The 24,646-nt window shown below is 70.4% G+C and carries 26 protein-coding genes; 20 read left to right on the forward strand and 6 right to left on the reverse strand.

Annotated features, from left to right (window positions below; translation table 11 throughout):
* Positions 1 to 15 precede the first annotated feature (15 nt).
* From GTO19_RS02890 to GTO19_RS02900, 3 genes are read left to right on the forward strand one after another with little or no spacing between them, the layout of a single operon-like run.
* Positions 16 to 690 carry an amino acid ABC transporter permease gene (locus tag GTO19_RS02890; protein ID WP_291018342.1) on the forward strand — a complete coding sequence of 225 codons (675 nt, stop codon included), beginning with the start codon at positions 16 to 18 and terminating at the stop codon, positions 688 to 690.
* On the forward strand, positions 683 to 1,333 hold the full coding sequence (locus GTO19_RS02895) for an amino acid ABC transporter permease (protein WP_291018344.1): 651 nt from the start codon (positions 683 to 685) through the stop codon (positions 1,331 to 1,333). The genes GTO19_RS02890 and GTO19_RS02895 overlap by 8 nt, the downstream gene beginning before the upstream one ends.
* Positions 1,320 to 2,069 carry an amino acid ABC transporter ATP-binding protein gene (locus GTO19_RS02900; protein WP_291018347.1) on the forward strand — a complete coding sequence of 250 codons (750 nt, stop codon included), beginning with the start codon at positions 1,320 to 1,322 and terminating at the stop codon, positions 2,067 to 2,069. The genes GTO19_RS02895 and GTO19_RS02900 overlap by 14 nt, the downstream gene beginning before the upstream one ends.
* 4 nt (positions 2,070 to 2,073) lie before the next feature.
* Here GTO19_RS02900 and GTO19_RS02905 read toward each other — a convergent pair whose 3' ends face one another.
* From GTO19_RS02905 to GTO19_RS02915, 3 genes are all read right to left on the reverse strand, one after another.
* The gene (locus GTO19_RS02905; protein ID WP_291018351.1) at positions 2,074 to 3,324 is read right to left on the reverse strand and encodes an SLC13 family permease; all 1,251 of its coding nucleotides are present in this window, start codon (positions 3,322 to 3,324) and stop codon (positions 2,074 to 2,076) included.
* A gap of 180 nt (positions 3,325 to 3,504) precedes the next feature.
* Positions 3,505 to 4,485, reverse strand: coding sequence for an MBL fold metallo-hydrolase (locus tag GTO19_RS02910; RefSeq protein ID WP_291018354.1), 981 nt, complete (start codon positions 4,483 to 4,485; stop codon positions 3,505 to 3,507).
* A gap of 85 nt (positions 4,486 to 4,570) precedes the next feature.
* A complete protein-coding gene (locus GTO19_RS02915; protein WP_291018357.1) occupies positions 4,571 to 5,182 on the reverse strand; it encodes a TetR/AcrR family transcriptional regulator in 612 nt (203 codons plus the stop codon).
* Between the two features lie 34 nt (positions 5,183 to 5,216).
* Here GTO19_RS02915 and GTO19_RS02920 point away from each other — a divergent pair, with 34 nt between their 5' ends.
* Positions 5,217 to 5,591, forward strand: a complete 375-nt coding sequence (locus GTO19_RS02920) for a TfoX/Sxy family protein (RefSeq protein ID WP_291018359.1) — start codon at positions 5,217 to 5,219, stop codon at positions 5,589 to 5,591.
* On the opposite strand, the gene GTO19_RS02925 is transcribed toward GTO19_RS02920, so the two are convergent.
* Positions 5,577 to 6,038: a DUF2917 domain-containing protein gene (locus GTO19_RS02925; protein ID WP_291018360.1), complete on the reverse strand. Its 462-nt coding sequence runs from the start codon at positions 6,036 to 6,038 to the stop codon at positions 5,577 to 5,579. The two genes, GTO19_RS02920 and GTO19_RS02925, sit on opposite strands and share 15 nt — an antisense overlap.
* A 114-nt stretch (positions 6,039 to 6,152) precedes the next feature.
* Between GTO19_RS02925 and GTO19_RS02930 the strand changes: the two genes are divergently transcribed.
* Together GTO19_RS02930 and GTO19_RS02935 are read left to right on the forward strand one after the other, a co-directional pair.
* Positions 6,153 to 7,178 (forward strand): LysR substrate-binding domain-containing protein, encoded by a 1,026-nt coding sequence (locus GTO19_RS02930; RefSeq protein ID WP_291018362.1) that lies wholly within the window; start codon positions 6,153 to 6,155, stop codon positions 7,176 to 7,178.
* 2 nt (positions 7,179 to 7,180) lie between these two features.
* A complete protein-coding gene (locus GTO19_RS02935; protein ID WP_291018364.1) occupies positions 7,181 to 8,092 on the forward strand; it encodes a DMT family transporter in 912 nt (303 codons plus the stop codon).
* 19 nt (positions 8,093 to 8,111) lie between these two features.
* Here GTO19_RS02935 and GTO19_RS02940 read toward each other — a convergent pair whose 3' ends face one another.
* Entirely contained in the window at positions 8,112 to 8,762 is a 651-nt protein-coding gene (locus tag GTO19_RS02940) for a 5-formyltetrahydrofolate cyclo-ligase (protein WP_291018366.1), read from the reverse strand.
* A gap of 96 nt (positions 8,763 to 8,858) precedes the next feature.
* Here GTO19_RS02940 and GTO19_RS02945 point away from each other — a divergent pair, with 96 nt between their 5' ends.
* From GTO19_RS02945 to GTO19_RS03010, 14 genes are all read left to right on the forward strand, one after another.
* Positions 8,859 to 10,814, forward strand: coding sequence for a lytic transglycosylase domain-containing protein (locus GTO19_RS02945; protein WP_291018369.1), 1,956 nt, complete (start codon positions 8,859 to 8,861; stop codon positions 10,812 to 10,814).
* Positions 10,815 to 10,840: 26 nt separating this feature from the next.
* Positions 10,841 to 11,794 (forward strand): complex I NDUFA9 subunit family protein, encoded by a 954-nt coding sequence (locus GTO19_RS02950; protein WP_291018372.1) that lies wholly within the window; start codon positions 10,841 to 10,843, stop codon positions 11,792 to 11,794.
* A 102-nt stretch (positions 11,795 to 11,896) separates the two neighbouring features.
* Entirely contained in the window at positions 11,897 to 12,208 is a 312-nt protein-coding gene (locus GTO19_RS02955) for a metal-sensitive transcriptional regulator (RefSeq protein WP_291018375.1), read from the forward strand.
* A 108-nt stretch (positions 12,209 to 12,316) separates the two neighbouring features.
* A complete protein-coding gene (locus tag GTO19_RS02960) occupies positions 12,317 to 13,015 on the forward strand; it encodes a glutathione S-transferase family protein (protein ID WP_291018377.1) in 699 nt (232 codons plus the stop codon).
* A 57-nt stretch (positions 13,016 to 13,072) separates the two neighbouring features.
* A complete protein-coding gene (locus GTO19_RS02965; RefSeq protein WP_291018379.1) occupies positions 13,073 to 14,263 on the forward strand; it encodes a multifunctional CCA tRNA nucleotidyl transferase/2'3'-cyclic phosphodiesterase/2'nucleotidase/phosphatase in 1,191 nt (396 codons plus the stop codon).
* Positions 14,264 to 14,366: 103 nt separating this feature from the next.
* Entirely contained in the window at positions 14,367 to 15,101 is a 735-nt protein-coding gene (gene otsB / locus GTO19_RS02970) for a trehalose-phosphatase (protein WP_291018381.1), read from the forward strand.
* On the forward strand, positions 15,098 to 16,921 hold the full coding sequence (locus GTO19_RS02975) for a glycoside hydrolase family 15 protein (protein ID WP_291018383.1): 1,824 nt from the start codon (positions 15,098 to 15,100) through the stop codon (positions 16,919 to 16,921). Before otsB ends, GTO19_RS02975 begins: the two co-directional genes overlap by 4 nt.
* Complete coding sequence (otsA, locus tag GTO19_RS02980) at positions 16,918 to 18,312, forward strand: alpha,alpha-trehalose-phosphate synthase (UDP-forming) (RefSeq protein WP_291018386.1); 1,395 nt, start codon at positions 16,918 to 16,920, stop codon at positions 18,310 to 18,312. Before GTO19_RS02975 ends, otsA begins: the two co-directional genes overlap by 4 nt.
* Positions 18,309 to 19,214, forward strand: a complete 906-nt coding sequence (locus GTO19_RS02985) for a mechanosensitive ion channel family protein (protein WP_291018389.1) — start codon at positions 18,309 to 18,311, stop codon at positions 19,212 to 19,214. Before otsA ends, GTO19_RS02985 begins: the two co-directional genes overlap by 4 nt.
* 135 nt (positions 19,215 to 19,349) lie before the next feature.
* The gene (locus GTO19_RS02990) at positions 19,350 to 19,793 is read left to right on the forward strand and encodes a hypothetical protein (protein ID WP_291018392.1); all 444 of its coding nucleotides are present in this window, start codon (positions 19,350 to 19,352) and stop codon (positions 19,791 to 19,793) included.
* Between the two features lie 195 nt (positions 19,794 to 19,988).
* Positions 19,989 to 20,129 carry a hypothetical protein gene (locus GTO19_RS02995; protein ID WP_291025844.1) on the forward strand — a complete coding sequence of 47 codons (141 nt, stop codon included), beginning with the start codon at positions 19,989 to 19,991 and terminating at the stop codon, positions 20,127 to 20,129.
* 121 nt (positions 20,130 to 20,250) lie between these two features.
* The gene (locus GTO19_RS03000) at positions 20,251 to 21,129 is read left to right on the forward strand and encodes an HAD-IIB family hydrolase (protein ID WP_291018396.1); all 879 of its coding nucleotides are present in this window, start codon (positions 20,251 to 20,253) and stop codon (positions 21,127 to 21,129) included.
* A 27-nt stretch (positions 21,130 to 21,156) separates the two neighbouring features.
* The gene (ggpS, locus tag GTO19_RS03005) at positions 21,157 to 22,758 is read left to right on the forward strand and encodes a glucosylglycerol-phosphate synthase (protein WP_291018399.1); all 1,602 of its coding nucleotides are present in this window, start codon (positions 21,157 to 21,159) and stop codon (positions 22,756 to 22,758) included.
* 61 nt (positions 22,759 to 22,819) lie between these two features.
* Complete coding sequence (locus GTO19_RS03010; protein ID WP_291018401.1) at positions 22,820 to 24,442, forward strand: sodium/solute symporter; 1,623 nt, start codon at positions 22,820 to 22,822, stop codon at positions 24,440 to 24,442.
* Positions 24,443 to 24,448: 6 nt separating this feature from the next.
* Here the strand turns inward: GTO19_RS03010 and GTO19_RS03015 are convergent.
* Positions 24,449 to 24,646 (reverse strand): hypothetical protein (locus GTO19_RS03015; RefSeq protein WP_291018404.1); only part of this gene is annotated, 198 nt, incomplete at its 5' end.

Genomic DNA, 24,646 nt, shown 5'->3' on the forward strand with positions numbered 1-24,646 from the left:
CGAGGCCTCGCCACCATGGGCATCGAACTCGACTTCTGGGCCGTGCTTGCGCAGTGGCCGCTGCTGGTCAAGGGCATGGCCTGGACGCTCGGCCTCACCGCCGTATCGGCCGTGCTGGGCGTGGCGCTGGGCGTGGCCTGCGCCTGGGCGCGCACCGAAGGGCCGGCGGCGCTGGGCTGGCTCGCGGCCGCCTACGTGGAACTGATCCGCAACACGCCCTTCATCGTGCAACTGTTCTTCGTGTTCTTCGGCCTGCCGGCGGCGGGCGTGAAGCTCACGCCGGAACTCGCCTCGGTGATCGCCATGGTGATCAACCTCGGCGCCTACGCGGCCGAGATCGTGCGCGCCGGCGTGGAGGCCACGCCACGCGGCCAGTTCGAGGCCGCGGCCAGCCTGGCGCTCTCGCGCGCGCAGACCTTCGTGCACGTGGTGCTGCCGCCGGCGCTGCGCAAGGTCTGGCCCGCGCTCACCAGCCAGATCATCATCGTGATGCTGGGCTCGGCCGTGTGCGGGCAGATCGCCACCGAGGAGCTGAGCTACGCGGCCAACCTGATCCAGAGCCGCAACTTCCGCGCCTTCGAGGCCTTCATCGTGGCCACCGCGCTGTACCTGCTGTTGTCCATGGGCGTGCGCGCCTTGCTCAACTGGCTGGGGCCGCGCTTCATCTTCGGGGGTGGCCGCCGTGGTTGACTTTTCCCTCTGGGACATCGTGCGCAACCTGCTGCTGGCCGCGCGCTGGACCGTCGTGCTCTCCCTGATCGCCTTCGTCGGCGGTGGCCTCGTGGGCCTCTTGCTGCTGGTGGCGCGCACCGCGCGCTGGCCTGGCGCCACGGCCTTCGTCAAGGGCTATGTGCAGCTCTTCCAGGGCACGCCGCTGCTGATGCAACTGTTCCTCGCCTACTTCGGCCTGGCGCTGTTCGGCTTCGACACCTCGGCCTGGGTCGCGGCCTCGCTCGCGCTCACGCTGTACACCAGCGCCTTCCTTGTGGAGATCTGGCGCGGCTGCGTGGAGGCCGTGCCCAAGGGCCAGTGGGAGGCCGCGCAAAGCCTGGCGCTGAGTTTTGGCGAGCAGTTGCGCCACGTGATCCTGCCGCAGGCGCGGCGCATCGCCATCGCGCCCACCGTGGGCTTCCTCGTGCAGGTCATCAAGGGCACGGCGCTGGCCTCGGTGATCGGCTTCGTCGAACTCACCAAGGCCGGCACCATGATCACCAACGCCACCTTCGCGCCCTTCCTCGTCTACAGCTGCGTGGCGCTGATGTACTTCGCGCTGTGCTTCCCCGTGAGCCTGTATGCGCGTGCGCTCGAAAGGAAACTGAATGTCCGCCGCTGAACCCCACGCCATCGTCGACATCGGCGCGCTGCGCAAGGCCTATGGCGCCAACGAGGTGCTCAAGGGCATCGACCTGAAAGTCAAGCGCGGCGAGGTGATCGCCATCATCGGCAAGAGCGGCTCGGGCAAGAGCACGCTGCTGCGCTGCATCAACGGGCTGGAGGTGTTCCAGTCGGGCTCGCTGACGGTGGACGGTCAGCCGCTGCGCCACCAGGACGCCGCCGCCATGCGCGAGTTGCGCCAGCACGTGGGCATGATCTTCCAGAACTTCAACCTGTTCCCGCACCTGAGCGTGGGCCGCAACGTGATGCTGGCGCCCGCGCTGGTGAAGAAGGCGCAGGAGGCCCCGAACATCGAACGCGCGAAGCAGTTGCTGGCGCGCGTGGGCCTGGCCGACAAGTTCGACGCCTACCCCGATCAACTCTCGGGCGGCCAGCAACAGCGCGTGGCCATCGCGCGCGCCCTGGCGATGCAGCCCAGCGTGCTCCTGTGCGACGAGATCACGTCCGCCCTGGACCCCGAACTGGTGGGCGAGGTGCTGCAGGTGGTGGAGTCACTGGCCAATGAGGGCATGACCCTGCTGATGGTGACGCACGAGATGAACTTCGCGCGCAAGGTGAGCGACCGGGTGATCTTCATGCACCAGGGACGCGTGCACGAGATGGGGCCGCCGGAGCAGCTGTTCGGCCATCCGGCCACGCCAGAACTCCAGCAGTTTCTGGCCTCGGTGCACTGAAGAATCAGCCGCCCCAACGCAGCCAGATCCAGATCACGCCCAGCGACAGCAGCGTGACCGGCACGCCCACGGTGGCGTGGCGCTTCCAGTCGATGACGATGCCCTGGGCGCGCGCCAGATCGGCCACGATGAGGTTGGCGATGGAGCCCACCAGCAGCAGGTTGCCCGCAAAGGTGGTGACCAGCGCCAGCAGCACGCCCGCGCCCGGCTCGCCCGACAGGTGCGGCAGCAGCAGCATCACCGCCGGCACGTTGGACACCAGGTTGGACAACACCACGCCCACCACCATCAGCGGGCCTGGCTCCACCAGGTGCACGCCTTGCGCGGCCAGCCAGGCCACGGCCCCGGTCGCCAGGCCGGTCTGCTCGAAGGCGTGGTTCACCACGAACAGGCCCATGAACAGGATCAGCAGCGGCCAGTCCACCAGCTTCATGAACTCGGCCGAGGCCAGCCGCCGGCTGAGCAGCAGCAGGGCCGCGCCCACCAGCGCCATCACCTCGTGCGGGCCGTCGCGGAACAGGAACAGGCCCATCAGCCCGCCCGCCACCACCAGGCCCTTGGTGGTTTGCCACAGGTCCAGCGGCGGGTCGTTCGAGCGCCGGTCGCTGGCCGGGTACGGCTCCACCGCCGCGTGCGGCACGCACACCAGCCAGCCCCACAGCAGCACCAGGCTGATGAGCACCGGCACCAGGGCCGCGCGCGCGTAGCCGGCGAAGTCGAGCCGCATGACCGAGCCGATCAGCATGTTCTGCGGGTTGCCGATGAGCGTGGCGGCCGAGCCGATGTTGGCCGCGCAGGCCAGGCCGATGAGGAAGGGCAAGGGGTTGGCGCCGCGGCGCAGGCACAGGCGCGCCACGATGGGCGTCATGGCCAGGCAGACGACGTCGTTGGAAAACACCGCCGACAGCACGGCGGCCACGGCGATCAGCGCGGCCAGCAGGGCGGCGTCCGGCAGTGGCAGTTCGCCCACGCGGCGCGTGACGGCGGCGTAGAAGCCGCCCAGGCGCATTTGCGCCGAGATGACCATGAAGGCGAACAGCAGCAGGATGGTGGGCAAGTCGACGGCCTCGGCCGCCTCGACCACGCCCATGCCCGAGATGGCGATCACGGCCACGGCGCCCAGCAGCGCCACGCCCGAGCGGTCGAGCCGCAGACGCGGCAGGCCGCCGAGGAACATGCCCAGGTAGACCACGCCGAAGACGACGATGACGGCCCAGTCGGCGGCGGCGTGGATCAGGGGATCGGTAGAGGGCATCAGGCGCGCATCGTAGCGGTGGCCAGCAAAAAGCCGCCCGAAGGCGGCTTACGGAAGGGCGACGCCCGAAGACGGGCGGCGCGTTCAGGCCTGCAGCGCGCTGGGCGCTTTGTAGGCCTGCCCGCTTCGCGTTCAGGCCTGCAGCGCGCTGTGCGCTTTGTAGGCCTGCCCGCTTCGCGTTCAGGCCTGCAAGGCGGCCCACATCTCCTTGTCGCGCTCGGCCGTCCAGATGCGCGGGTTCTTGATGCCCTTGGCTTCGTCGTAGGCGCGGCTCACGTCGAAGGGCAGGCAGTGTTCGTAGATGAAGACGTGGCCGAAGACCGGGTCCATGCTCTTGCGGGTGTGGGCCATGGCGGCCTTGAGGTCCATGTTGCCGGCCACGGCTTCCTTGCCGGCCTGGAACAGGGTGGTGACCCAGCGCTTGGTGTAGTCCAGCGCCTTGTTCACGTCGGCGCTGCCCTTCATGGCTTCGCCGCGGCCGGGCACGATGGCTTCGGCGTTCAGCGCGCGCAGGGCTTCGAGCGTGGCGGGCCATTCCTCGAGCTGGGCGTCGCCGGTGTAGACGCCGGCCTCGTACTCGACGAGGTCGCCACTGAACAGCACCTTCTCGTCTTCCACCCAGGCGATGGTGTCGCCGCGCGTGTGGCCCTGGCCGGGGTGCCAGATCTCGACCTTCACGCCACCCAGGTCCACGGTGAGCGAGCCCTGGCGGCCGGGCTTGCCGTCGCCGATGACCATCGTCGGCCAGGTCAGGCCGGGCACGCTGTCGGCGCCGCGGAACAGGCGCGGGAAGCGCTCCATTTCGCTCTGCATGTCCTCGGCCCCGCGCTCGACGATGAGCTCGTAGGTGCCGCGGCTGGCGATGACCTCGGTGGCGCCTTCGGCCACGTAGGCGCTGGCGCCCAGCACGCGCACGGCGTGGTAGTGGGTGAGCAGCACGTACTTGATGGGCTTGTCGCTGACCTCGCGGATGCGCGCGATGAGGTCCTGCGCCATGGCGGGCGTGGCCGTGGCGTCGCTGACCATGATGAACTTCTCGCCAATGATCACGCCCGAGTTCGGGTCGCCTTCGGCGGTGTAGGCCCAGCAGTGCGGGCTGAGCTGTTCGAAGGTGATCTTCTTGTCCTGCAGGTCGGCTTGGGAAGCGAAGGCTTTGCTCATGGGGGTCTGTCTCCGGTGGGGAAGCAAGAATTTTAACTAAACGAAATTCATTTCATATACGTAAACGCCTGAAATCCCCTTCAACTCACTCGGGGCGACGGCCGGCCAGGCCGCCTTCCAGCACCGCCACCACCTCTTCGGCGAAGCTGGCGTAGCTCATGGGCCCGCCCGGGCGGAGCCAGATGAAGGTCCAGTTGATCATGCCGAACAGCATCATGGTCAGCGCGGCCTGGTTGGTGGGGGTCACGCGCTCGGGGTAGGCGCGCTTGATGAAGCGGGTGAAGGCGGCCACCACGTCGCGCTGGCGGTTGACCACCTGCTCGCGCTGTGCCGGGCCGAGGAACTTGGTGTCGGACACCAGGGCCGCGTGGCGCGTGGCGCTGGTTTCGTATTCGGCCAGGAAGGCGCGCACCAGTTCGCTCAGCGCGTCGCGCTCCGACAGGTTCTTGCGCTGCGCCCGGCCCTCGGCCTCGCCGATGAGGGCGAGCAGGCGCTGGGTGTAGCGGTCCAGCAGGTCGAACAGGATCGCTTCCTTGCTCTCGTAGTAGTGGTAGAGCCGCGCCTTGCTGGTGCCGCAGGCCTTGGCGATGTCGTTCATGCTCGCGGCCGGAAAGCTCTGGCGGGCGAAGCACTGAGCGGCGACGTCGAGGATCTCGTCGCGTTTCAAATCGTGGGTAGCGGATTTGGGCCTGGCCATGTCAGGATTCTGCCTCCCACCTCTTCCTCCGCCCATGCCCGCCGCTCCCGACCCTCTCGTCGAACACGCCTGCGAACTGCTGTCGCCGCGGGGCCACGTGGTGGCAAGGCGCATGTTCGGGGGGTGGGGGCTGTCGGTGGACGGCATGAACCTGGGGCTGATCGCCTGGAACACGCTGTACCTGAAAGCCAATGCCGAGACCGAGCCGCAGTGGCTGGCGGCGGGTTGCCGCCCCTTCATCTACGAAGCCAAGGGCAAGGCGATGCGCTTGAACTACTTCACGGCGCCCGAGGAGGCGATGGAGTCGCCCGCGCTCATGCAGCCTTGGGCGCGGCTGGCGCTACAGGCCGCGGTGGCCGCACGCGCGCCGCGCAAGAAGGCCCCGAAGAAAACCTCAAGGCGGGTTTGACTCGAAACGCGAGAGCACGCGGCCGCGGCCGGCGACGAGGAACTCGGTGTAACCAAGCACGCCGCGCAGCAGGCGCCCGAAAGCCAGCGTGGCCTGACCCAGCGCGGTGGCGAGTTCGCGCGAGGGCGCGACCACTTCGCGCGAGAAGCGCTGCGGGCGGGCGTCCGCCTGCGGGATGACGCACCAGTCGAAGCGCAGCGCCTCGCCTCGGGTCCAGGGCTCCATCACGAGGTGCGCGCCGGCCGGCACGAACAGCGATTCGCCGGTGCCCAGCACGTGGTCGCCCAGTCCGTCGGGCTGGTGCGGCAGGTTGAGCGTGACCCAGGCGCGGCCGGTGGTGACGATCAGGCGGCTGTCTTCGGCGGGACGCAGGCTGATGGCCCGGTGGGCGCCGACGACGAAGCCGCGACGATGCGAGGTTGATGCCGATTCGGAACGGGTTTCCATGGGGTTTCTCCATGCACCAGGGGGTAGTGACGCGGATGTCATCGTCGGGCCTGGAGCGCAACACGTCCAATGAAAGCCGGCTAAGCTATTGATTCGTCCACCGCATCAATCGTCATGAGCCTGACACCCCGCCACCCCCGCACCCGGCCCATCGGCATGGGCCACCTGCGCGCCTTCGAAGCGGTGGCGCGGCACCTGAACTTCCGCGCCGCGGCCGAGGAGCTGTCGCTCACCCAGAGCGCGGTGAGCCGGCAGATCCAGTCGCTGGAGGACGAGGTGGGCGCCTCGCTGTTCCTGCGCCACACGCGCGCGGTGGAACTCACCAGCGCGGGCTCCATGCTGCTGCGCGCCGCCGGCACGGCGCTGGAGCGCGTGGACAACACGGTGCGCCAGATCCGCCAGAGCGCGGGGCGCAAGAGCGTGGCCATCACCACCTGGGCCTCGTTCGCGTCGATGTGGCTGATCCCGCGCCTGGAGGCCTTCCAGCGCGACCACCCCGACATCGACATCCGCATCGACGCCACCGACTCGGCGGTGGACCTGGCCACGGCCGACGTGGACATGGCGCTGCGCTATGCCGTGCCACAGGCGGTGCCGCCTGGCGCCATCCGCCTGTTCGGCGAGAAGCTCACGCCCGTGGCCAGCCCCTGGCTGCTGCAGAGCCACCCGATCCAGCGCATCGAAGACCTGGCGGGCTGTTCGCTCATCGAGGCGGGCGACGCGCACCGCACGCGCCACCTGGAGTGGCTCACCTGGCAGCGCTGGCTCGAGCACTTCGCGGGCCCCGAGACCGCCCCACGCGGGCGCAAGGCGGCCAGCAGCAAGCCGCGCCTGAACCCCCAACGCTGGCTGTACTTCAACTACGCGCAGCAGATCGTGCAGGCCGCCGTCATCGGCCAGGGCGTGGCGCTGGCGCGCCTGCCGCTGGTGGCCGAAAACCTGGCCAGCGGCGCGCTGGTGGAGCCCCTGCCCCACGCGCGCATCGACTCCCCGCTGGTGTACTGGCTGGTGATGGCGCCGCGCAGCGAGCACCGGCCCGAGGTGAAGGCCTTCGCCGACTGGCTGCTGGGGCAGGCCGCCGCCACGCGCGAGGCCATCGGCGACGTACCGGACCCCGACACCTTGGATCAGATCGATTGAACATGAAGGCGCTTCAACACAGCGGCAACCTCCGCAGCATCGTCGCCATGCTCATCGCCGTGGGCTTCTTCGCGCTCATGGACGCGGTGCTCAAGACGCTGGCGACGCGCTACCCGGCGCTGCAGATCGCGGCACTGCGCGGCCTCACCGCGCTGCCCTTGGTGCTGGTCTACATCGCCTGGCGCGGCACCTGGCACACGGTGCTGCGCGCGCGCTGGCCGCTGCACGCGCTGCGCGGCGCGCTGGGCATCGTCATGCTCACGTTGTTCACCATGGGCGTGCGCACGCTGCCCCTGTCGGCCGCGTACACGCTGTTCTTCATCGCGCCGCTGCTGATCACGGCGCTGTCGGTGCCGGTGCTGAAGGAGCGCGTGCCGGCCGCGCACTGGTGGGCCATTGCGGTGGGCTTCGGGGGCGTGCTCATCGCGCTGCGCCCCAGTGGCGCCGATCTGCAGTCCGGCGTTGCCACCGCTGGCGGCCTGGCCATTCTGGGCGCGGCCTTGTGCTACGCCGTGGCCGCGGTGGCGGGCCGTCTGGCCAGCCGCACCGACACCAGCGAGTCGCTCATCCTCACCATGATGCTGTCCATGGCCGTGGGCGCGGGTCTGCTTGCGCTGCCGAACTGGCTGCCCATCGAGCGCACCGACCTGCCGCTGCTGCTGGCGCTGGCCATTACAGGCTTCTGTGGCCAGCTCGCCATCACCGAGGCCTTCCGCCACGGCCAGGCGTCCATCGTGGCGCCGTTCGAATACAGCGCGCTCGCCTGGGGCCTGGGGCTGGACTGGCTGATCTGGCAGGCGCTGCCGGGGCCGCACACCTGGCTGGGCGCCGCCGTCGTGGTGGGCAGCGGGCTCTACCTGATCCGGCGCGAGCGGCGCATCAGCGAGGTGCACGCCAGCGCGGAGCACCCCTGAGCGGCGGAGCGTGGGGGCCTCATTCCACTGGCCAGGCAACCCCGGTGTCGCACAGCACCGCGTCCAGCGGCACGTCGTGCGGCTCGGGCCGCAGCATGGGCAGGAAGGCGAAGTCATAGCCCAGGCCCACGGTGAAGGGCTTGGGGCGCAGCGTGGCCAGGGTGCGGTCGTAGAAGCCCCCGCCGTAGCCCAGCCGGTAACCACCGGGCCCGTAGCCCACGCAGGGCACGAAGATCAGCGTGGGGTGCACGATCTCGGTGTCCTTCGGTTTCGGAATGCCGTAGGCGTCCTCCTCCATCGGGCAGCCGGGATACCAGGTGTAGAAGGTCAGGGTCTTGTCGATCTTGTTCACCACCGGCAGGCCGATGCGGCGGTGTTGCTGCTGGCCCTGCGCGTCTTCCTCCAGCCCGGCCTCCTGCCAGCGGAACAGCGCGGGCAGCGGGTCGAACTCGCCCTTGATGGGCCAGTAGGCGCCAATGATGGTGTCGGGCCGGTTCACCAGCCACACGCGCATCACCCGTTGCAACTGATCGTTTCGCCACAGGCGATCGGACAGGCGCTGGCGCTTGTCCACCAGCGCCTTGCGCCACTGCGCCTTCTGCTCGCCCGGCGAACCGCCGGCTGTCCTGTTCGTGGGTGAAGGGGAACTCTGGCCGTCGTTGCTGTCCATAATCGGCTGTACGTCACGAAGGTCGATATGCAGGGATTTCGCAAGCGCTGCTTGGCGCGTTTCGCGGCCCGCCCCGCTCCCGGGGCGCGGCTCATTATGGCGGCGCTGCTGCTGCCTTCCCTGGTGTGGGCGCAGAACACCGCGTCCGACCAGACGCTGCTGTCCATGAGCGAGGCCTACCGCCGCGGACAGACCAGCGAACTCACCCGACTGCTGCCCGCTGCGCGCGGCCACGTGCTGGAACCGCTGGCGCGCTACTGGGAAATGCGCGCGCGCCTGGACACGGCACCCGCCACCGAGATCCGCGCCTCGCTCGACGCCATGGCCGGCAGCTACTGGGAAGACCGCCTGCGCAACGACTGGCTGCTGCAGCTCGGCAAGAACCGCGACTGGGCGCGCTTCGAGGCCGAGCGGCCCCTGTTCCGCATGAACGACGACCGACAGATCACCTGTTACACGGTCATGCTGGACGCCGCCGGCAGCCGTCTGCCGCCCGAGGTGGCGGCCGAACGCGTGCGCGAACTCTGGCTGGCGCAGCGCGACGTGGACGACGGCTGCGCCACCGCCGCGCAGGCCCTGCTGGCCAGCGGCCACCTGCGTCCCGCCGTGGCCTGGCAGCGCGCGCGCCTGATGATGGAAGTCGGGCGGGGCCGCGCAGCCAGCCAGGCCGTGGGGCTGGTGCAGCCCGAAGCCGTGCCCACGGTGGACGCCATCGCGGCCAACCCCGCGAAGTACCTCGACGACAAGATCACCGCCATCCGCCCGCGCACCAAGGAACTGGTCACGCTTGCCATCATCCGCCTGGCCTCGCAAGACCCGGCGCTGGCGGCCGACGAGCTCGACAGCCTCAAGTGGCGCGCACAACTCACGGCCGAAGAGCGCGGCTGGCTCTGGGGTGTGATCGGCAAGCGGTCCGCACAGCGCCTGCAGTCCGATGCGCTGTCGTACTTCGCCAAGGGCGAGCTGCGCTTCATGACCGACGACCACCTGGGCTGGATGGCGCGCGCCGGCCTGCGCCTGGGCCGCTGGGACGCGGTGCGCGACGCCATCTACGCCATGAGCCCCGCGCAGCGCAGCGAGATCGGCTGGACCTACTGGCGCGCGCGCTCGATCGAGGCCCTGCAGGAACCCGACGCCGCCGTGGCGCGCGCCCAGGCGCGCGAGATCTACGAGGCCATCGCCTCGCCGCGCGACTTCCACGGCATGCTGGCCATGGAGTCGCTGGGCCTGCCGATCGTGGCGCCCACGCCGCCTGCGCCACTGACGGCCGAGGAGCGCCGCGCCGCCGAGCAGAACCCCGGCCTGCGGCGCGCGCTCGCGGCCATGCGACTTGGCCTGCGCGGCGAAGGCGTGCGCGAGTGGAACTACCAGGTGGCGCTGCACACGCCCGGTGGCATGCCCGACCGCGAGCTGCTCGCCGCCGCCGACCTGGCCTGCCGCGAGCAGTTGTGGGACCGATGCATCAACACCAGCCAACGCACGCGCGAGGCCATCGACATGCAGCAACGCTTCCCCACCCCGCACCGTGAGCAGGTGGTGGCGCGCACGCGCGACATCGGCCTCGACCCGGCCTACGTCTATGGCCTCATCCGCCAGGAAAGCCGCTTCGTGGTGGAGGCGCGCTCGCACGTGGGAGCCTCCGGCCTCATGCAGGTGATGCCCGCGACCGCGCGCTGGACCGCGCGCAAGATCGGTCTGAGCGACTTCCGCCCCCACCACATCAACGAGCGCGACACCAACATCCAGATCGGCACCGCCTACCTCAAGTTCGCGCTCGACGACTTCGAGGGCTCGCTGCCACTGGCCGCCGCGGCCTACAACGCCGGCCCTTCGCGCGCCCGTGCCTGGCGCAACGGGCCCGTGCTGCCGGGCGAGATCTGGGCCGAGAACATCCCCTTCGAGGAAACGCGCGACTACGTGCAGCGCGTGCTGACCAACACCGTGAACTACGCGGCGCTCATGAGCGGCGCGCCGCAGTCGCTGCGCCAGCGGCTGGGCAGCGTGGGCCCGCGCAGCGTGGCTGCGCCGGCCGAAAACACCGAACTACCCTAGGGAGCCAGCGCTCCAGGAGGTGCGTCATGAAGAAGGTCCTCGTGCTCGGCGGCACCGGCTTCGTCGGCCGCCACGTCTGTGAAAAGCTGCAGCGGCGCGGCTGGCACATCACGGTGCCCACGCGCCAGCTCACCAAGGCCAACGCCGTGCTGCCCCTGCCGCGGGTGACGGTGGTGGAGGCCGACGTGCACGACACGCGCCAGTTGCTGCGCCTCATGGAAGGGCAGGACGCGGTGGTCAACCTGGTGGCCATCCTGCACGGCAATGAAGAGGCCTTCGAGCGCGTGCACGTGGAGCTGCCCCTGGCCATCGCCGAGGCCTGCCTGGCCGACGCGGCCTGCCGGCTGGTGCACGTGAGCGCGCTGGGCGCTTCCGCTGACGGCCCCTCCCTTTACCAGCGGAGCAAGGCGCGCGGCGAAGAGGTGCTGCGCGCCACGGGCCTGGCACTCACCCTGCTGCGCCCCGGCGTCGTCTTTGGCCGGGGCGACCACTTCCTCAACCTGTTCGCCCGGCTGCAGCGGTTCTCGCCCGTGATGCCTCTGGCCGGCGCCGACACGCGCCTGCAACCCGTGTGGGTGGAAGACGTGGCCGAGGCGATCGCGGTCTGCCTGGACGGCGGCGCCACCGGGCGCTCAAGCATCGGCCGCACCATCGAGTGCGCGGGGCCCGAGGTGCTCAGCCTGCGCGAACTGGTGCAGCTGGCGGGACGGCTCAGCGGCGCCGAGCGCCCCGTGATCGGCCTGCCGCTGGCGGTGGGCCGCTGGCAGGCCGCCCTGCTGGAGCTGCTCCCCGGCGAACCGCTCATGAGCCGCGACAACGTCGCCTCGCTGTCGGTGCCCAACGTGGCCAGCGGCACCCTCCCCGGCTTGGACAGCCTGGGCATCACGCCCTCCAGCGTTCATGCCATTGCGCCGACCTACCTGGGCGAGCGCAATGCGCGCACCCGCCTACTGCATTTGCGGAAGCAGGCACGACGTTGATCGGATCTTGATCACAATCGCACCCGCCGAACTGTACGGGGCGTGGTGTTTCGGGGCACACTCGCGCCTCAGAAATGAGTACCTTTCACTGATAGGTGGACCATGAACCAGCACGACGGCTTTTCGCAACCTTCCCGCCACGCCAGCCTGCCGCGCAACGAGAGCCAGCGCGACGTGGTCAACCGCCTCAAGCGCATCGAGGGGCAAATCCGCGGGCTCATCGACATGGTGCAGACCGAGCGCTCCTGCGAGGAGGTGGCCCAGCAGATGGCCGCCGCCCGCAAGGCCATGGACAAGGCCTTCTATCGCATGATGGCCTGTTCGCTGATGGAAGCCGTGGCCGAATCCGACGTGGAAGGCTCGGCCATGCGCGACGTGGAGCGCTCCACGCGCATCCTTGAAAAATACGCCTGAGCGACCCGCCCAGGGCATTCATGACCGGCCCGCATCCATCGGGCCTTTTTTTCGCATCGATGGCGGCGCCGCGCGGCCCTAGGATGCGGTCTTCTCACGGAGACCCGCATGCCCCTGCAACTGTTCATCGGCAACAAGAATTACTCGTCCTGGTCCATGCGTCCATGGGTGCTCATGCGCCAGGCGGGCATTCCCTTTGACGAAGTCCTGATCCGCTTCGACTCGTTCGAGGCCGACTCGGAGTTCAAGCGAAGGGCCAAGGCCGTCAACCCCCTCGGCAAGGTGCCGGCCCTGGTCGACGAGGGCTTCGCGGTATGGGACTCCCTGGCCATCGCCGAGTACCTGGCCGAGCGTTTCCCGGACAAAGGGCTCTGGCCCGCCGACGCCCGCCAGCGCGCCCGCGCGCGCAGCGTTTGCGCCGAAATGCACAGCGGTTTCTCGGCCCTGCGCAACCACTGCCCCATGAACATCGAGGCCTCGCTGTCCGACACCGGCGCCCTGCTCTGGCGCGACCAGGCCGGGCTGCGCGCCGACGTTGCCCGCATCGAGGCCATGTGGGGCGAGCTGCTCGCCACGCAGCCCGCCGACGGCCTGCTCTTCGGCGGTTTCACCATCGCCGATGCCTTCTTCGCGCCGGTGTGCACGCGCATTCGCACCTACGGATTGCCGGTATCCGACACGGTGCGCGCCTACGTCGATCGTGTGCTCGCGCTGCCCGGCGTGAAGGCCTGGATCGGCGACGCGCTCGCGGAGCGCGACTTCATCGACTTCGACGAGCCCTACCGCCTGCGCCCCGCGACACGCTGATACGAAACAGCCGCCCGCGCGGCGCGGCGGGCGCCCCCCGCCACCTACACTCGCCAAATGCAGATCTATCTGGTGGGCGGCGCGGTGCGCGACGCCCTGATGGCGCGTGAACTGGGCTTGCCGCCTCCCGCGCAGGCCGACCGCGACTGGGTCGTCGTCGGCGCCACGCCCGAAGCCATGGTGGCAGCAGGCTACGAGCCCGTGGGGCGGGACTTCCCGGTCTTCCTGCACCCGCAGACGCACGAGGAGTACGCGCTGGCGCGCACCGAGCGCAAGACCGCGCCCGGCTACCACGGCTTCGCCTTCCACGCCGCGCCCGACGTCACGCTCGAGCAGGACCTGGCCCGCCGCGACCTCACCATCAACGCCATGGCCGTGGCCGCCGAGGACGCCGGCCACCCCGAAAGCGCCCCGCTGATCGACCCCTGGGGCGGCCTGGCCGACCTGCGCGCGCGCACGCTGCGCCACGTCACCGAGGCCTTCGCCGAGGACCCGGTGCGCATCCTGCGGCTGGCGCGCTTTCGCGCGCGCTGGCCGGGCTTCGGCATCGCGCCCGAGACCGAGGCGCTGATGCGCGCCATGGTCGAGCGCGGCGAGGTCGACCACCTGGTGCCCGAGCGCGTGTGGCAGGAACTCTCGCGCGGCCTTCAGGAAGCGCGGCCGGGCCGCATGGTCGAGACGCTGCGCGACTGCGGCGCCCTGGCCCGTCTGCTGCCGCCGGCCGTTCGTGCGCAGGCGGATGCCCTCCCCTCCAGCCTGCCCGGCGAAGCGGGCGCCCAGGCGCTGTTCACCGCTGCCCCGCTGCCGGTGCGCTGGGCCTGGCTCGTGGGCGCGCTGGACGGGGCGGCGCAGCAGCTCCTGGGCGCGCACTGGCGCGTGCCCAACGCCCTGCAGGAACTGGCGCAGGTCGCGCAGCGCGAGCGCGCCGACTGGCCCGCGCCCGAGGCGCTGGACGCCGCCGAGGCACTGCGGCGCCTGCAACGCTGCGACGCCCTGCGCAAACCCGCGCGCTGCCGCGACATGCTCCGGGTGATCGAGGGCGAAGCCTTGAACCACGCCGACGGCGGCGCGGCGGTGCGCCGCAGCACCCGGCGCCTGGAGCGGGCGCTGCAGGCCCTGCTGGACTTCGATTCCGCCGGCGCGGTGCGCCAGGCCCAGGCCGATGGCGCGCGGGGCGAGCAGATAGGTGAGCGCCTGCACACCGCGCGCTTGCAGCATCTGCTGCACTGCGACATATGGAACGACTGACGGCGCGCTCGTCAAGCCCGGGGCCAGTCCCACACCGTCGGGCGGGGGCAAAGGGGCGCGCGGCTTGCCCCGAAGACCCTGCCTGCGGTACGGTGTTGGGCTGATGACGACGCTGCCCACTCTGTCGGCCCACGGGTCGGCACTGTTTCTGGACTTCGACGGCACCCTGGCCGAGCTGGCCAGCCGCCCCGATGCGGTGCGGATCCCTCCCGATTTGCCGAACCTGCTCGACGCCCTGCACGAGCGGCTGGGTGGTGCGCTCGCGTTGATCACGGGTCGCGCGCGCGGTGACCTGCAGCGCTGGCTGCCGGTGCAACACTGGCCCGGCGCCTTCGAGCACGGCGCGCTGCGCGTCGGCGCCGACGGCATCGACCGTCTCGCCGTGACGCCCGACCTGGGCCCGGTGGTGATGGCGGTGCAGCCCTTCGCCGCCCGCTACCCGGCGCTGCTGCTGGAGGTCAAGCAGACCGCCCTGGCCTTGCACTACCGCCTGGCGCCCGAACTGGGCCCGGCCTGCGTGGATCTGTTGGAACAGGCCGTGGCCGAGCACCCCGGCCTGCGCCTGTTGCACGGCAAGGCGGTGGTCGAGGTGAAGGCCGCGCACACCAGCAAGGGCGCAGCCATCGAGTGCTTCATGCGCGAGCCGCCGTTCGTGGGCCGCCGGCCCGTGTTCGCGGGCGACGACGTGACGGACGAGGACGGTTTCGCGGTCGTGCAATCGCACGGCGGCGAAGGCGTGAAGGTGGGCGATGGCCAGAGCGCCGCGCGCCTGCGCTGCGACAGCCCGCAGGCGCTGCGCGATTGGTTGCGACAACAAACCGAAGAGGTGAAGCCATGACCCCCGCCGACGGATTTGCATCACCCGAGCCGGCCTCTCTGCACATGGGCGTGATCGGCAACTGCACGATCAGCGCGCTGATCGACTCGCGCGCGCGCATCGTGTGGAGCTGCATGCCGCGCTTCGACGCCGACCCGGTGTTCTGCTCCCTGCTGGGCGGCGCCGATGGCGCCAGCGGCTCCTGGGCCATCGAAGTCGAGGACCTGGCCGAGACGCGCCAGCGCTACGAACCCAACACCGCCGTGCTCGTGACCGAGCTGTGGGACCGCCACGGCCAGGGCCTGCAGGTCACCGACTTCGCGCCGCGCTTCGCCTCCCGTGGACGCTTCTTCCGGCCGATGCAGATCACGCGGCGCGTGCGCGCGCTCAAGGGCACGCCGCGCATCCGCGTGCACCTGGCGCCGCGCTTCGAATGGGGTTCGCAGGCGCCGACCATCACCTCGGGCAGCAACCACGTGCGCTACGTGGGTGATCACCTCACGCTGCGGCTGTACACCGACGCGCCCATCAGCCACGTGCTCTCGGGCGAGCCCTTCCTGCTGGTGCACGAGCACAACTTCCTGCTCGGCCCGGACGAAACCATCGCCGGCAGCGTGAGCGACGTGGCGCGCCATTTCGAGCAGGAAACCCGCGCCTACTGGCGCACCTGGAGCCAGCGCCTGGCGCTGCCGCTGGAGTGGCAGGACGCGGTCATCCGCGCGGCCATCACGCTCAAGCTCTCGCTGTTCGAGGACACCGGCGCCATCGTCGCCGCCATGACCACCAGCATCCCCGAGGCGCCGCACACCGGGCGCAACTGGGACTACCGCTACTGCTGGCTGCGCGACGCCTTCTTCGTGGTGCGCGCGCTCAACAGCCTGTCCGAGATCGGCACCATGGAGGACTACCTGCGCTGGCTGCAGGACGCCGTGGTCGGCAGCGCGCGCGGCGGCAGCGGGCATCTGCAGCCCCTGCTGGGCGTGGGGCTGGAACGCCATTTGCCGGAGCGCGTGGTTCCGTCCCTGCCGGGCTACCGCGGCATGGGTCCGGTGCGCGCGGGCAACCAGGCGCACGAACAGTTCCAGCACGACGTGTACGGCAACATCGTTCTCGCCGCCTCCCAGGCCTTTCACGACCACCGCCTGCTGCACCCACCCGGCCGGGCCGAGTTCGAGCGGCTGGAGGCCATGGGAGAAGAAGCGCGGCGCGTCTTCGACCAGCCCGATGCGGGCATGTGGGAGCTGCGCACCCGCATGCGCGTGCACACGTCCTCCGCCCTGATGAGCTGGGCGGCCTGCGACCGCCTGGCCAAGATCGCGCGCACCCTGCACCTGCCGGAGCGCGCGGCGTACTGGGGCGAACACGCCAGCGGCATGCGCGAGCGCATCCTGAAGGAAGCCTGGAGCGAGGAACGCCAGGCCTTCGCCGAAAGCTTCGGCGGCCGCGACCTGGACGCCAGCGTGCTGCTGATGGCCGAGATCGGCTTCATCGACCCGAAGGACCCGCGCTTCGTGACCACGCTGCGGGCGTTGGAAGCGCACCTGTGCGACGGCCCCTACATGCGCCGCTACGAGAGCGCCGACGACTTCGGCAAGCCCGAGGTGGCCTTCAACATCTGCACCTTCTGGCGCATCGACGCGCTGGCGCGCACCGGGCGCGTGCGCGAAGCGCGCGAGGTCTTCGAGGCCATGCTCGCGGTGCGCAACCCGCTCGGTCTGCTGTCGGAGGACACGCACGCCACCACCGGCGAGATGTGGGGCAATTTCCCGCAGACCTATTCCATGGTGGGCCTGATCAACGCCGCCGTGCGACTCTCGGCCCACTGGGACTCCGTCGTATGAGCCGACTGGTTGTGGTCTCCAACCGCATCGCCGACCCTCGCAAGACCGCGGCGGGCGGACTGGCCGTGGCGCTGGGCCAGGCGCTGGAAGCCAGCGGCGGACTGTGGTTCGGCTGGAGCGGACGCATCGTCGAGGACGGCACACCGGGCCAGGGCGAGGTGAACCACCAGCAGGCCGGCGCGGTGCAGCTGGTCACCCTGGACCTCAGCCGCGAGGACCACGACAGCTACTACCTGAACTACAGCAGCGGCGTGCTGTGGCCGGTGTTGCACTACCGGCTCGATCTGGCCGACTTCGACAGCGGCGGCATTGCCGGCTACCGGCGCGTGAACCAGTTGTTCGCGCAGAAACTCAAGGCGCTGCTGCGGCCCGACGACATCGTCTGGGTGCACGACTACCACCTCTTTCCGCTCGCGGCCGAGCTGCGCGCCATGGGCTGCGCCCAGCGCATCGGCTTCTTCCTGCACGTGCCGCTGCCACCGCCCCTGCTGCTGGCCGCGCTGCCCGAGCACGACTGGCTCATGCGCTCGCTCTTTGCCTACGACCTCGTCGGCTTTCAGAGCCAGGCCGACGTGACGCATTTCGAGCGCTACGCCAGCGACGAGCTGCAGGCGCAGTGGGTGGGCCAGCACGGCTGGCACGCCTTCGGCAAGACCTTGCAGGTGCGCGCCTTTCCCATCGGCATCGATGTGGAGGAGTTCCAGTCCCTGGCCGAAGGCAAGGAGGCGCGCGACATGCTCGCGCAGCTGCGGAGCGACTACGCGCGCCGCCGGCTGCTGGTGGGCGTGGAGCGCCTGGACTACTCCAAGGGCCTGCCGCAGCGGCTCAAGGCCTTTCGCACGCTGCTGCAGAACTACCCCGAGAACCAGGGCAGCGCCACGCTGATCCAGATCGCCTCGCCCAGCCGCGAGTCGGTGGACGCCTACGCCGCGCTGCGCGCGGAGCTGGAAAGCCTCTCGGGCGCCATCAACGGCGAGCATGGCGAACTCGACTGGATGCCGCTGCGCTACATCCACCGCAACGTGGCGCGCAAGCGCCTGCCGGGCCTGTACCGGGCTGCCTCGGTGGCGCTGGTCACGCCGCTGCGCGACGGCATGAACCTGGTGGCCAAGGAGTACGTGGCCGCGCAGGACCCGGACGACCCGGGCGTGCTGGTGCTCTCGCGTTTCGCGGGTGCCGCCGAGCAGATGAGCGAGGCGCTGCTGGTCAACCCCTACGACACGGCCCGCACGGCCGAAACCATCCAGCGCGCGCTGCAGATGCCCCTGGCCGAGCGCCAGCAGCGCCACCAGGCCCTGCTGGCGCGGCTGCGCGCGCAGGACGTGCACTGGTGGCGCGAGAGCTTTCTGCGCGCCTTGCAGGACACACAGGAAATGGAGAAACCCGCATGAACGACAACTTCATCGCCATCGCCACCGGTTGGTGGGAAGGGCTCGGCACCCTCGCCACCACCGGCCTGCGCATCGTGCTCATCCTGATCGGCGCCTGGATCGCCATCGGCATCCTGCAGCGCGCCGTGCGCAGCCTGCGCATGCGCATCGCCAGCCGCTTCGACGACCGCGAGGCCGCCAAACGCGCCGAAACCCTGGGCCGCGTGATCCGCTACCTGATCGCCGTGGTGGTCAGCCTCATCGCCGGCATGCTGGTGCTGGGTGAACTCGGCGTGTCGGTCGCGCCCATTCTGGGCGCCGCGGGTGTGGTCGGTCTGGCCGTCGGCTTCGGCGCGCAGAGCCTGGTGAAGGACGTCATCACCGGCTTCTTCCTCCTGCTGGAGAACCAGATCCGCCAAGGCGATGTGGTCAAGCTCGGCGAGCACGCCGGCGCGGTGGAAGAGGTGACGCTGCGCTACGTGCAACTGCGCGACTACGACGGCAACGTCCACTACGTGCCCAACGGCGAGATCACCACGGTCATCAACATGTCGCGCGGCTTCAGCCAGGCGGTGATGGACATCGGCGTGGCCTACCGCGAGGACGTGGACGAGGTGATGGCCGTCATGCGCCGCGTGGGCCAGCAGTTGCGCCAGGACGAGAGCTTCGGCCCGCGCATCCTCGACGACCTCGACATCGCCGGTGTCGACCAGTGGGCCGACTCGGCCGTGATCATCCGCTGCCGCTTCCGCACCCAGCCGCTGGAACAGTGGGGCGTGCGCCGCGAGTACATGCGGCGCCTGAAGTCCGCCTTCGACGCCGAAGGCATCGAGATCCCCTACCCGCACCTGACGGTGTACGCGGGCGTCGATCGGGCGGGCAAGGCGCCGGCCTTTCCCCTGCAGCAGGTGGCGCAGCACTGACCGATCCCACACTGCGCCGCTGCGCGGGTCGATCGCCCGCCGGATTGCCCGAGCGGCGCACGCAGGATTTCCGGACGGCGTTGGCCGCCGGGCGCGTCGGTGCCACCATGGCTGCCCCCACCGCCGGAGGCCGCCATGTCCTCACCCAATCCCTTGAACCCGCCGCTCGCCGAGGGCATCCGGCGCCTGGGTTTTCGCAAGTGGTACGAGCGCGAGCTGCTGTCCAGCCACGCCCACATGGCGCTGGCGGTGGTGGCGGCGGTGGCCATGCTGGCCAGCTTCGAAGCCTTCAACGGCGCCAGCGCGAGCGAGAAGCTGCTGAACACCGCCTTCGTGGTGCTCACGGGCGGCGTCACGCTCTGGGCACTCAACCGCTACGTCTATCTGCTGATGCACGCGGAGGAACTGGCCAACCAGGCCAATTGCCCGCGCTGCCACGCCTATGGCCAGTTGCGCCTGTCGGAGCGCCCGGCGCGCCGCGACCGCGAGCAGCGCCCTCACCTGGTGCCGGTGTGCTGCCAGCGCTGCGCGTTCGAATGGGACATGGACGATGGCGATGGCCACGAGGCGGCCCCCTGAGGCGCGTGACGCGCCGGCCTGTCCCGCCGGCAGCCGGGCAAAAACGGGGCCCGGGTAAGATACCCCTTGATTCAAGTCACCGGCCCCGGTGATTCGCTGGCGGCGCACCGGCGTCACCGCCCCCTCATGCAAGCCACGCCCTTTCCTCCACCGCACATCGACACGCCGCGTCCGCCGGCGCGGTACAGCGCGCGCATGAACACGCGCCTGGGTGGGGCCATCGCACGGGGCATGGTTCGCGCCAGCAGCAGCACGCTGACGCCACCCCTGCCCGGCGAGCACTTCGCCGTGCTGCGCTACGCCACCAACCGCCGATCCGAGCCTCCGCTCTGCTGAGCGCCTCGTGACCCGAGCGCACGACAGCGCTCGCCTGCCCAGCCCCCCGACGTCGCCCCCCCGGACCTGCCTTGTCGCAGCGCCCGGGCGCTGGCGCATTCGCATCCGGAACCTGCAGCCCATGACCCAAGCGATTGCCCGAACCGCCGCCGGCCTGATCACGCCGGCCGACACCCCCGCCGCCCCGCACTTCGCCCTCGAGCGCCCGCTCGTGCTCGCCACCGATCTGGACGGCACCTTTCTCGGCGGCAGCGAGGCCGAGCGCGCAGCGCTGTACCGCTGGCTGCACGCCGTGCGCGAGCGGCAATCGGCGTGCCTCACCCTCATCTTCGTGACCGGGCGCGACCTGCCCTTCGTGCGCGGGCTCGTGAGGCAGCAGGTCGCGGGCGTTCCCGTGCCCCGGCCGGACTACGTGATCGGCGACGTGGGCACCACCATCGCGGGCGGCTCCGACATCGAGCCCCTGCCCGAGCTGGAGCGCGAGATCGCCGCGCGCTGGCGGCGTGGCGCCCCCTCCGACGAGCACGCGCGCTCGGCCCTGCGCGCCCTGCTGGCGAACGAGCCGGGCCTGCGCGAGCAGGACACACCGTTTCGCCACCGCCTGAGCTACTGGTACGAACCGGCGACGCTCTCGTCGGGCACGCTCGCCAAGATCAGGGCCGCCGGCTACGACGGCCTCCTGTCGGCCGACACCTTCCTGGACGTGCTGCCGCGGGGCGTCTCCAAGGGTCCGACGCTGCGCCAGCTCATCGCGCACCTGCGCCTGGCACCAGACCAGGTGCTGGTCGCGGGCGACACCCTCAACGACCTGTCGCTGTTCGAAACGGGCCTGCGCGGCGTGGCGGTCGGCAACGCCGAAGCCGCGCTGCTGAGCCGCCTGCGCGCCAGGCCCTTGCCCCGCACCTACCGCAGCCCCTTCCCTGGCGCCGCCGGCATCCTCGATGCGGTGTGCCACCACGGCTTCGCGACGCGGCCGACCCGCTCGGCGACCGAAGCCTGAATCTCAAGAAAAGAAAGGACCCCCTACATGGACAAGCAAACCCCACTCTCCGACCTGGTGATCGTGTACCACCGCCAGCCCTACGAAGAGCACGTGGAAAACGGCCAGGTGGTCTACCGGGAGCACGCCAGCCCCAACGGCATCGTGCCGACCCTCAAGAGCTTCTTCGGCGCGGTGGAGCACGGCGCCTGGGTGGCCTGGAAGCAGGTGGAAAGCCGCTCGGGCGATCGCAAGGGCAAGGCCGAAGCCCGCGAGCCCTTCGAGCGCGTGGTGAACATCACCGACTCCTATGGCAGCTACAGCGTCTCGCGACTGGCGCTGACCGCGCAACAGGTGCGCAGCTTCTATCACGTCACGTCCAAGGAAGCGCTGTGGCCCATCCTGCACTCCTTCCCCGAGCGCTACAACTACGACGCGGTGGACTGGCCCACCTTCCGCGAGGTCAACCGCCTGTTCGCCGAGGCCGCCGTGGCCCAGGCCGCGCCGGGCGCCGTGATCTGGATCCACGACTACAACCTGTGGCTCACGCCGCACTTCGTGCGCCGCCTGCGCCCGGACGTGAAGATCGCCTTCTTTCACCACACGCCCTTTCCCTCGTCCAGCATCTTCAGCATCCTGCCCTGGCGCGACGAGATCATGAGCAGCCTGCTCGACTGCGATCTCGTCGGCTTTCACATCCCGCGCTACGCGGCGGGCTTCGCGGCCGCGGCGCGCAACCTCAAGGGCGCCAGCGTGCTGGAGGACGGGCCGGCGCCGGCCAGCCTGTCCCACCACGGCCTGGCGCTCTCGCAGGCCTCCTACCCGGTCAAGCTGGGCTACCTGGGGCGCACGGTCCACGTGGACGCCTGCCCGGTCGGCACCAACGTGGCCCACATCCGCGAGCTGGCCGCGCGCGAGGTGACGCGCGAACGCGAGGCCCGCATCCGGGCCGAACTGAAGAAGGGCGAGGACGGCGAGCGCAAGCTGATCGTGTCCGTGGGGCGCACCGACTACACCAAGGGCACGCGCGACATGCTGCTGGCCTACGAGCGCCTGCTGGAACGCCAACCCGAGCTGGTGGGCCAGGTGCAGTTGCTCGTCACCTCGGTGGCCGCGGCCTCGGGCATGGGCGTCTACCGCAACGTGCAGCGTGAGATCGAGCAGATCGCCGGGCGCATCAACGCGCGCCACAGCACGCTGGCGTACCGGCCGCTGTGGCTGTCCACCACCGCCATCCCCTTCGAGGAGCTGGTGGCCTACTACCGCTGCGCGGACGTGTGCTGGATCACCCCGCTGCGCGATGGCCTGAACCTGGTGGCCAAGGAATACGTCGCGGCGCGGCAATCGGTCACCGGCGAAGGCAAGCCCGGCGGCGTGCTGGTGCTGTCCGAGTTCACCGGCGCGGCGGTGGAGCTGGACGGCGCGCTGCTGGCCAATCCCTACTCCCACCAACAGATGGACATGGCCATCGACCGCGCGCTGGTGATGCCCGAGGAGGAGCAGCAGCAGCGCATGGCGAGCATGCAGCGCAGCGTGGAACGCTACGACACCACGCACTGGGCGCGGCACACACTGGGCAAATTCAAGGCCTTGCAGTCACCCCGCGCGCCCGAGCCCCAGGCCGACGTCGCCGTGGAGACCCCGGCATGAGCGCCGCCGGGCCGTTCCCAAGGCGCTCAGCCCCGCCGTGCGCAGCACGGGGGGTCGTCCAGTGAGCCCGGCGTTCGCCTTCGGCCTCTGGGACTGGGCCGTGGTCATCGCCTACCTGGTGGTCGTTCTGCTCATCGGCGCCTGGGCCTCGCGCGGCGCGGGCGCCTCGGGCGAGGACCTGTTCCTCGCCGGCCGCAGCCTGGGCTGCGTGGCCGTGGGGCTCTCGCTGTTCGCCTCCAACATCTCGTCCACCACGCTCATCGGCGTGGCGGGCGCGGCCTACAGCAGCGGCATCAGCGTGGCGCACTACGAGCTCATGGCCGCGCTGGTGCTGGTCTTCATGGCGGTGGTCACCATCCCGGTCTTCCTGCGCGCGCGCGTGACCACGATCCCGCAGTACCTGGAGCGCCGCTTCGGCCCGCGCCACGGTCCCGCCGTGTGCCGCTACATCTCGGCGCTGACCATCTTCCTGTCGATCTTCGTGGACACCGCGGGCAGCGTCTACGCCGGTGTGCTGGTGCTGCAGGTGCTGGTGCCGGGCGTGCCCTTCCTGCCGGCCTGCATCGCGCTGGCCGTGTTCGCCGGCTTGTACACCGCGGCGGGTGGCCTGCGCGCCGTGGTGTACACCGACGTGCTGCAGGCCCTGGTGCTGCTGGTGGGCGCGGCCATCATCGGCCACCAGGTGTTCGCGCAGTTCGATTTTTCCTGGGCCGCGGCGAGCGCCTCGGTCCCGGCCGACCACCTGTCGCTGGTGCGCCCGCTCGACGACCCGGACCTGCCCTGGCTGGGCGTGGTGCTGGGCCTGCCGGTGCTGGGCTTCTATTACTGGGGAGCCAACCAGTACATCATGCAGCGCGTGCTGGGCGCGCGCTCGCTGCCCCACGCGCGCGGCGGCGCCCTGCTGGCGGCGGCACTCAAGCTGCTGCCGCTGTTCCTGATGGCGATCCCCGCGGCCTTCGCCTTCTCGCTGCTGCCCGGGCTGGCCCAGGGCGACCAGGTCTTTCCCGCGCTGATCGCCCGTTTCCTGCCCGCCGGCGTGGCGGGCCTGGTGGTGGCAGGCCTCATCGCGGCCATCATGTCCACCATCGACTCCACGCTGAACGCCTCATCGACGCTGGTGATGGTGGACTTCGTGCGCGCCGAAGAACGCGGCTGGTCGCCCAGGCGCATCGTGCGGGCGGGCCGCCTGGCCACGGCCGCCTTCGTCGTCATCGCCGCGCTGTGGCCGCTGGTCATCCGCGACTTCCCCGGCCTCTTCAACTACATCCAGCAGGTGTTTTCCTATGCGGTGCCGCCCGTGGTGGCGGTGCTGCTCCTGGGCATGCTCTGGCGGCGCATGGATGGTCGCGCGGCGCTGGTGGCCCTGCTCGTCGGCCACGCGGGCGGCGCGGCGGTCCTGGTGTGGCGGGTCTTGGCGCTTCGGCAGGGTGTGGACGACGGCCTGCCGCACTTCACCATCGTGGCCGGCCTGACGGCCCTGCTGTGCGCCGCGATCGCCTGGCTCGCCACCGTGGCGGGCGGCCGCCATGATGGCGAGGGGGATCGCCCCGGCCCTGCCATCCGCGAGGACCTGCTCTGGCACCGCGCCGACGCCGCCACCCCGGCGCGCGGCTGGCGCGACTACCGCTGGCAGTCCATCGGGCTGGTCATCGCCGTGGCCGCCTCGGTCTGGGCCTTCCGCTGAGCGGTCTCACATGCCCGCGAACACCGAGTCGCTCTCGGCGTGCGCCGAGCCCACGAAGACGCGCAGCACCGGGCCCTGCAGGTCGTGCTCCCACAACCGGCCCTGGATGGTGAACTGGCGCCCACCGACGCGGAAGACGTCGCCGGGAATGGGCGCGGCGCCATGGCCGCGCCAGTAGTCGGGCACCACCAACTGCATGCGCCG

It is taken from the genome of Hydrogenophaga sp. (assembly GCF_011772445.1).
Lineage (GTDB): Bacteria > Pseudomonadota > Gammaproteobacteria > Burkholderiales > Burkholderiaceae_C > Hydrogenophaga.

Bases quoted from the DNA above. Each gene is read 5' to 3' on its own strand.
- GTO19_RS02890 (WP_291018342.1), top strand. From the start codon at position 16: ATGGGCATCGAACTCGACTTCTGGGCCGTGCTTGCGCAGTGGCCGCTG.
- GTO19_RS02900 (WP_291018347.1), top strand. From the start codon at position 1,320: ATGTCCGCCGCTGAACCCCACGCCATCGTCGACATCGGCGCGCTGCGC.
- GTO19_RS02905 (WP_291018351.1), bottom strand. From the start codon at position 3,324: ATGCCCTCTACCGATCCCCTGATCCACGCCGCCGCCGACTGGGCCGTC.
- GTO19_RS02910 (WP_291018354.1), bottom strand. From the start codon at position 4,485: ATGAGCAAAGCCTTCGCTTCCCAAGCCGACCTGCAGGACAAGAAGATC.
- GTO19_RS02915 (WP_291018357.1), bottom strand. From the start codon at position 5,182: ATGGCCAGGCCCAAATCCGCTACCCACGATTTGAAACGCGACGAGATC.
- GTO19_RS02920 (WP_291018359.1), top strand. From the start codon at position 5,217: ATGCCCGCCGCTCCCGACCCTCTCGTCGAACACGCCTGCGAACTGCTG.
- GTO19_RS02925 (WP_291018360.1), bottom strand. From the start codon at position 6,038: ATGGAAACCCGTTCCGAATCGGCATCAACCTCGCATCGTCGCGGCTTC.
- GTO19_RS02930 (WP_291018362.1), top strand. From the start codon at position 6,153: ATGAGCCTGACACCCCGCCACCCCCGCACCCGGCCCATCGGCATGGGC.
- GTO19_RS02935 (WP_291018364.1), top strand. From the start codon at position 7,181: ATGAAGGCGCTTCAACACAGCGGCAACCTCCGCAGCATCGTCGCCATG.
- GTO19_RS02940 (WP_291018366.1), bottom strand. From the start codon at position 8,762: ATGGACAGCAACGACGGCCAGAGTTCCCCTTCACCCACGAACAGGACA.
- GTO19_RS02945 (WP_291018369.1), top strand. From the start codon at position 8,859: ATGGCGGCGCTGCTGCTGCCTTCCCTGGTGTGGGCGCAGAACACCGCG.
- GTO19_RS02950 (WP_291018372.1), top strand. From the start codon at position 10,841: ATGAAGAAGGTCCTCGTGCTCGGCGGCACCGGCTTCGTCGGCCGCCAC.
- GTO19_RS02955 (WP_291018375.1), top strand. From the start codon at position 11,897: ATGAACCAGCACGACGGCTTTTCGCAACCTTCCCGCCACGCCAGCCTG.
- GTO19_RS02960 (WP_291018377.1), top strand. From the start codon at position 12,317: ATGCCCCTGCAACTGTTCATCGGCAACAAGAATTACTCGTCCTGGTCC.
- GTO19_RS02965 (WP_291018379.1), top strand. From the start codon at position 13,073: ATGCAGATCTATCTGGTGGGCGGCGCGGTGCGCGACGCCCTGATGGCG.
- otsB (WP_291018381.1), top strand. From the start codon at position 14,367: ATGACGACGCTGCCCACTCTGTCGGCCCACGGGTCGGCACTGTTTCTG.
- GTO19_RS02975 (WP_291018383.1), top strand. From the start codon at position 15,098: ATGACCCCCGCCGACGGATTTGCATCACCCGAGCCGGCCTCTCTGCAC.
- otsA (WP_291018386.1), top strand. From the start codon at position 16,918: ATGAGCCGACTGGTTGTGGTCTCCAACCGCATCGCCGACCCTCGCAAG.
- GTO19_RS02985 (WP_291018389.1), top strand. From the start codon at position 18,309: ATGAACGACAACTTCATCGCCATCGCCACCGGTTGGTGGGAAGGGCTC.
- GTO19_RS02990 (WP_291018392.1), top strand. From the start codon at position 19,350: ATGTCCTCACCCAATCCCTTGAACCCGCCGCTCGCCGAGGGCATCCGG.
- GTO19_RS02995 (WP_291025844.1), top strand. From the start codon at position 19,989: ATGAACACGCGCCTGGGTGGGGCCATCGCACGGGGCATGGTTCGCGCC.
- GTO19_RS03000 (WP_291018396.1), top strand. From the start codon at position 20,251: ATGACCCAAGCGATTGCCCGAACCGCCGCCGGCCTGATCACGCCGGCC.
- ggpS (WP_291018399.1), top strand. From the start codon at position 21,157: ATGGACAAGCAAACCCCACTCTCCGACCTGGTGATCGTGTACCACCGC.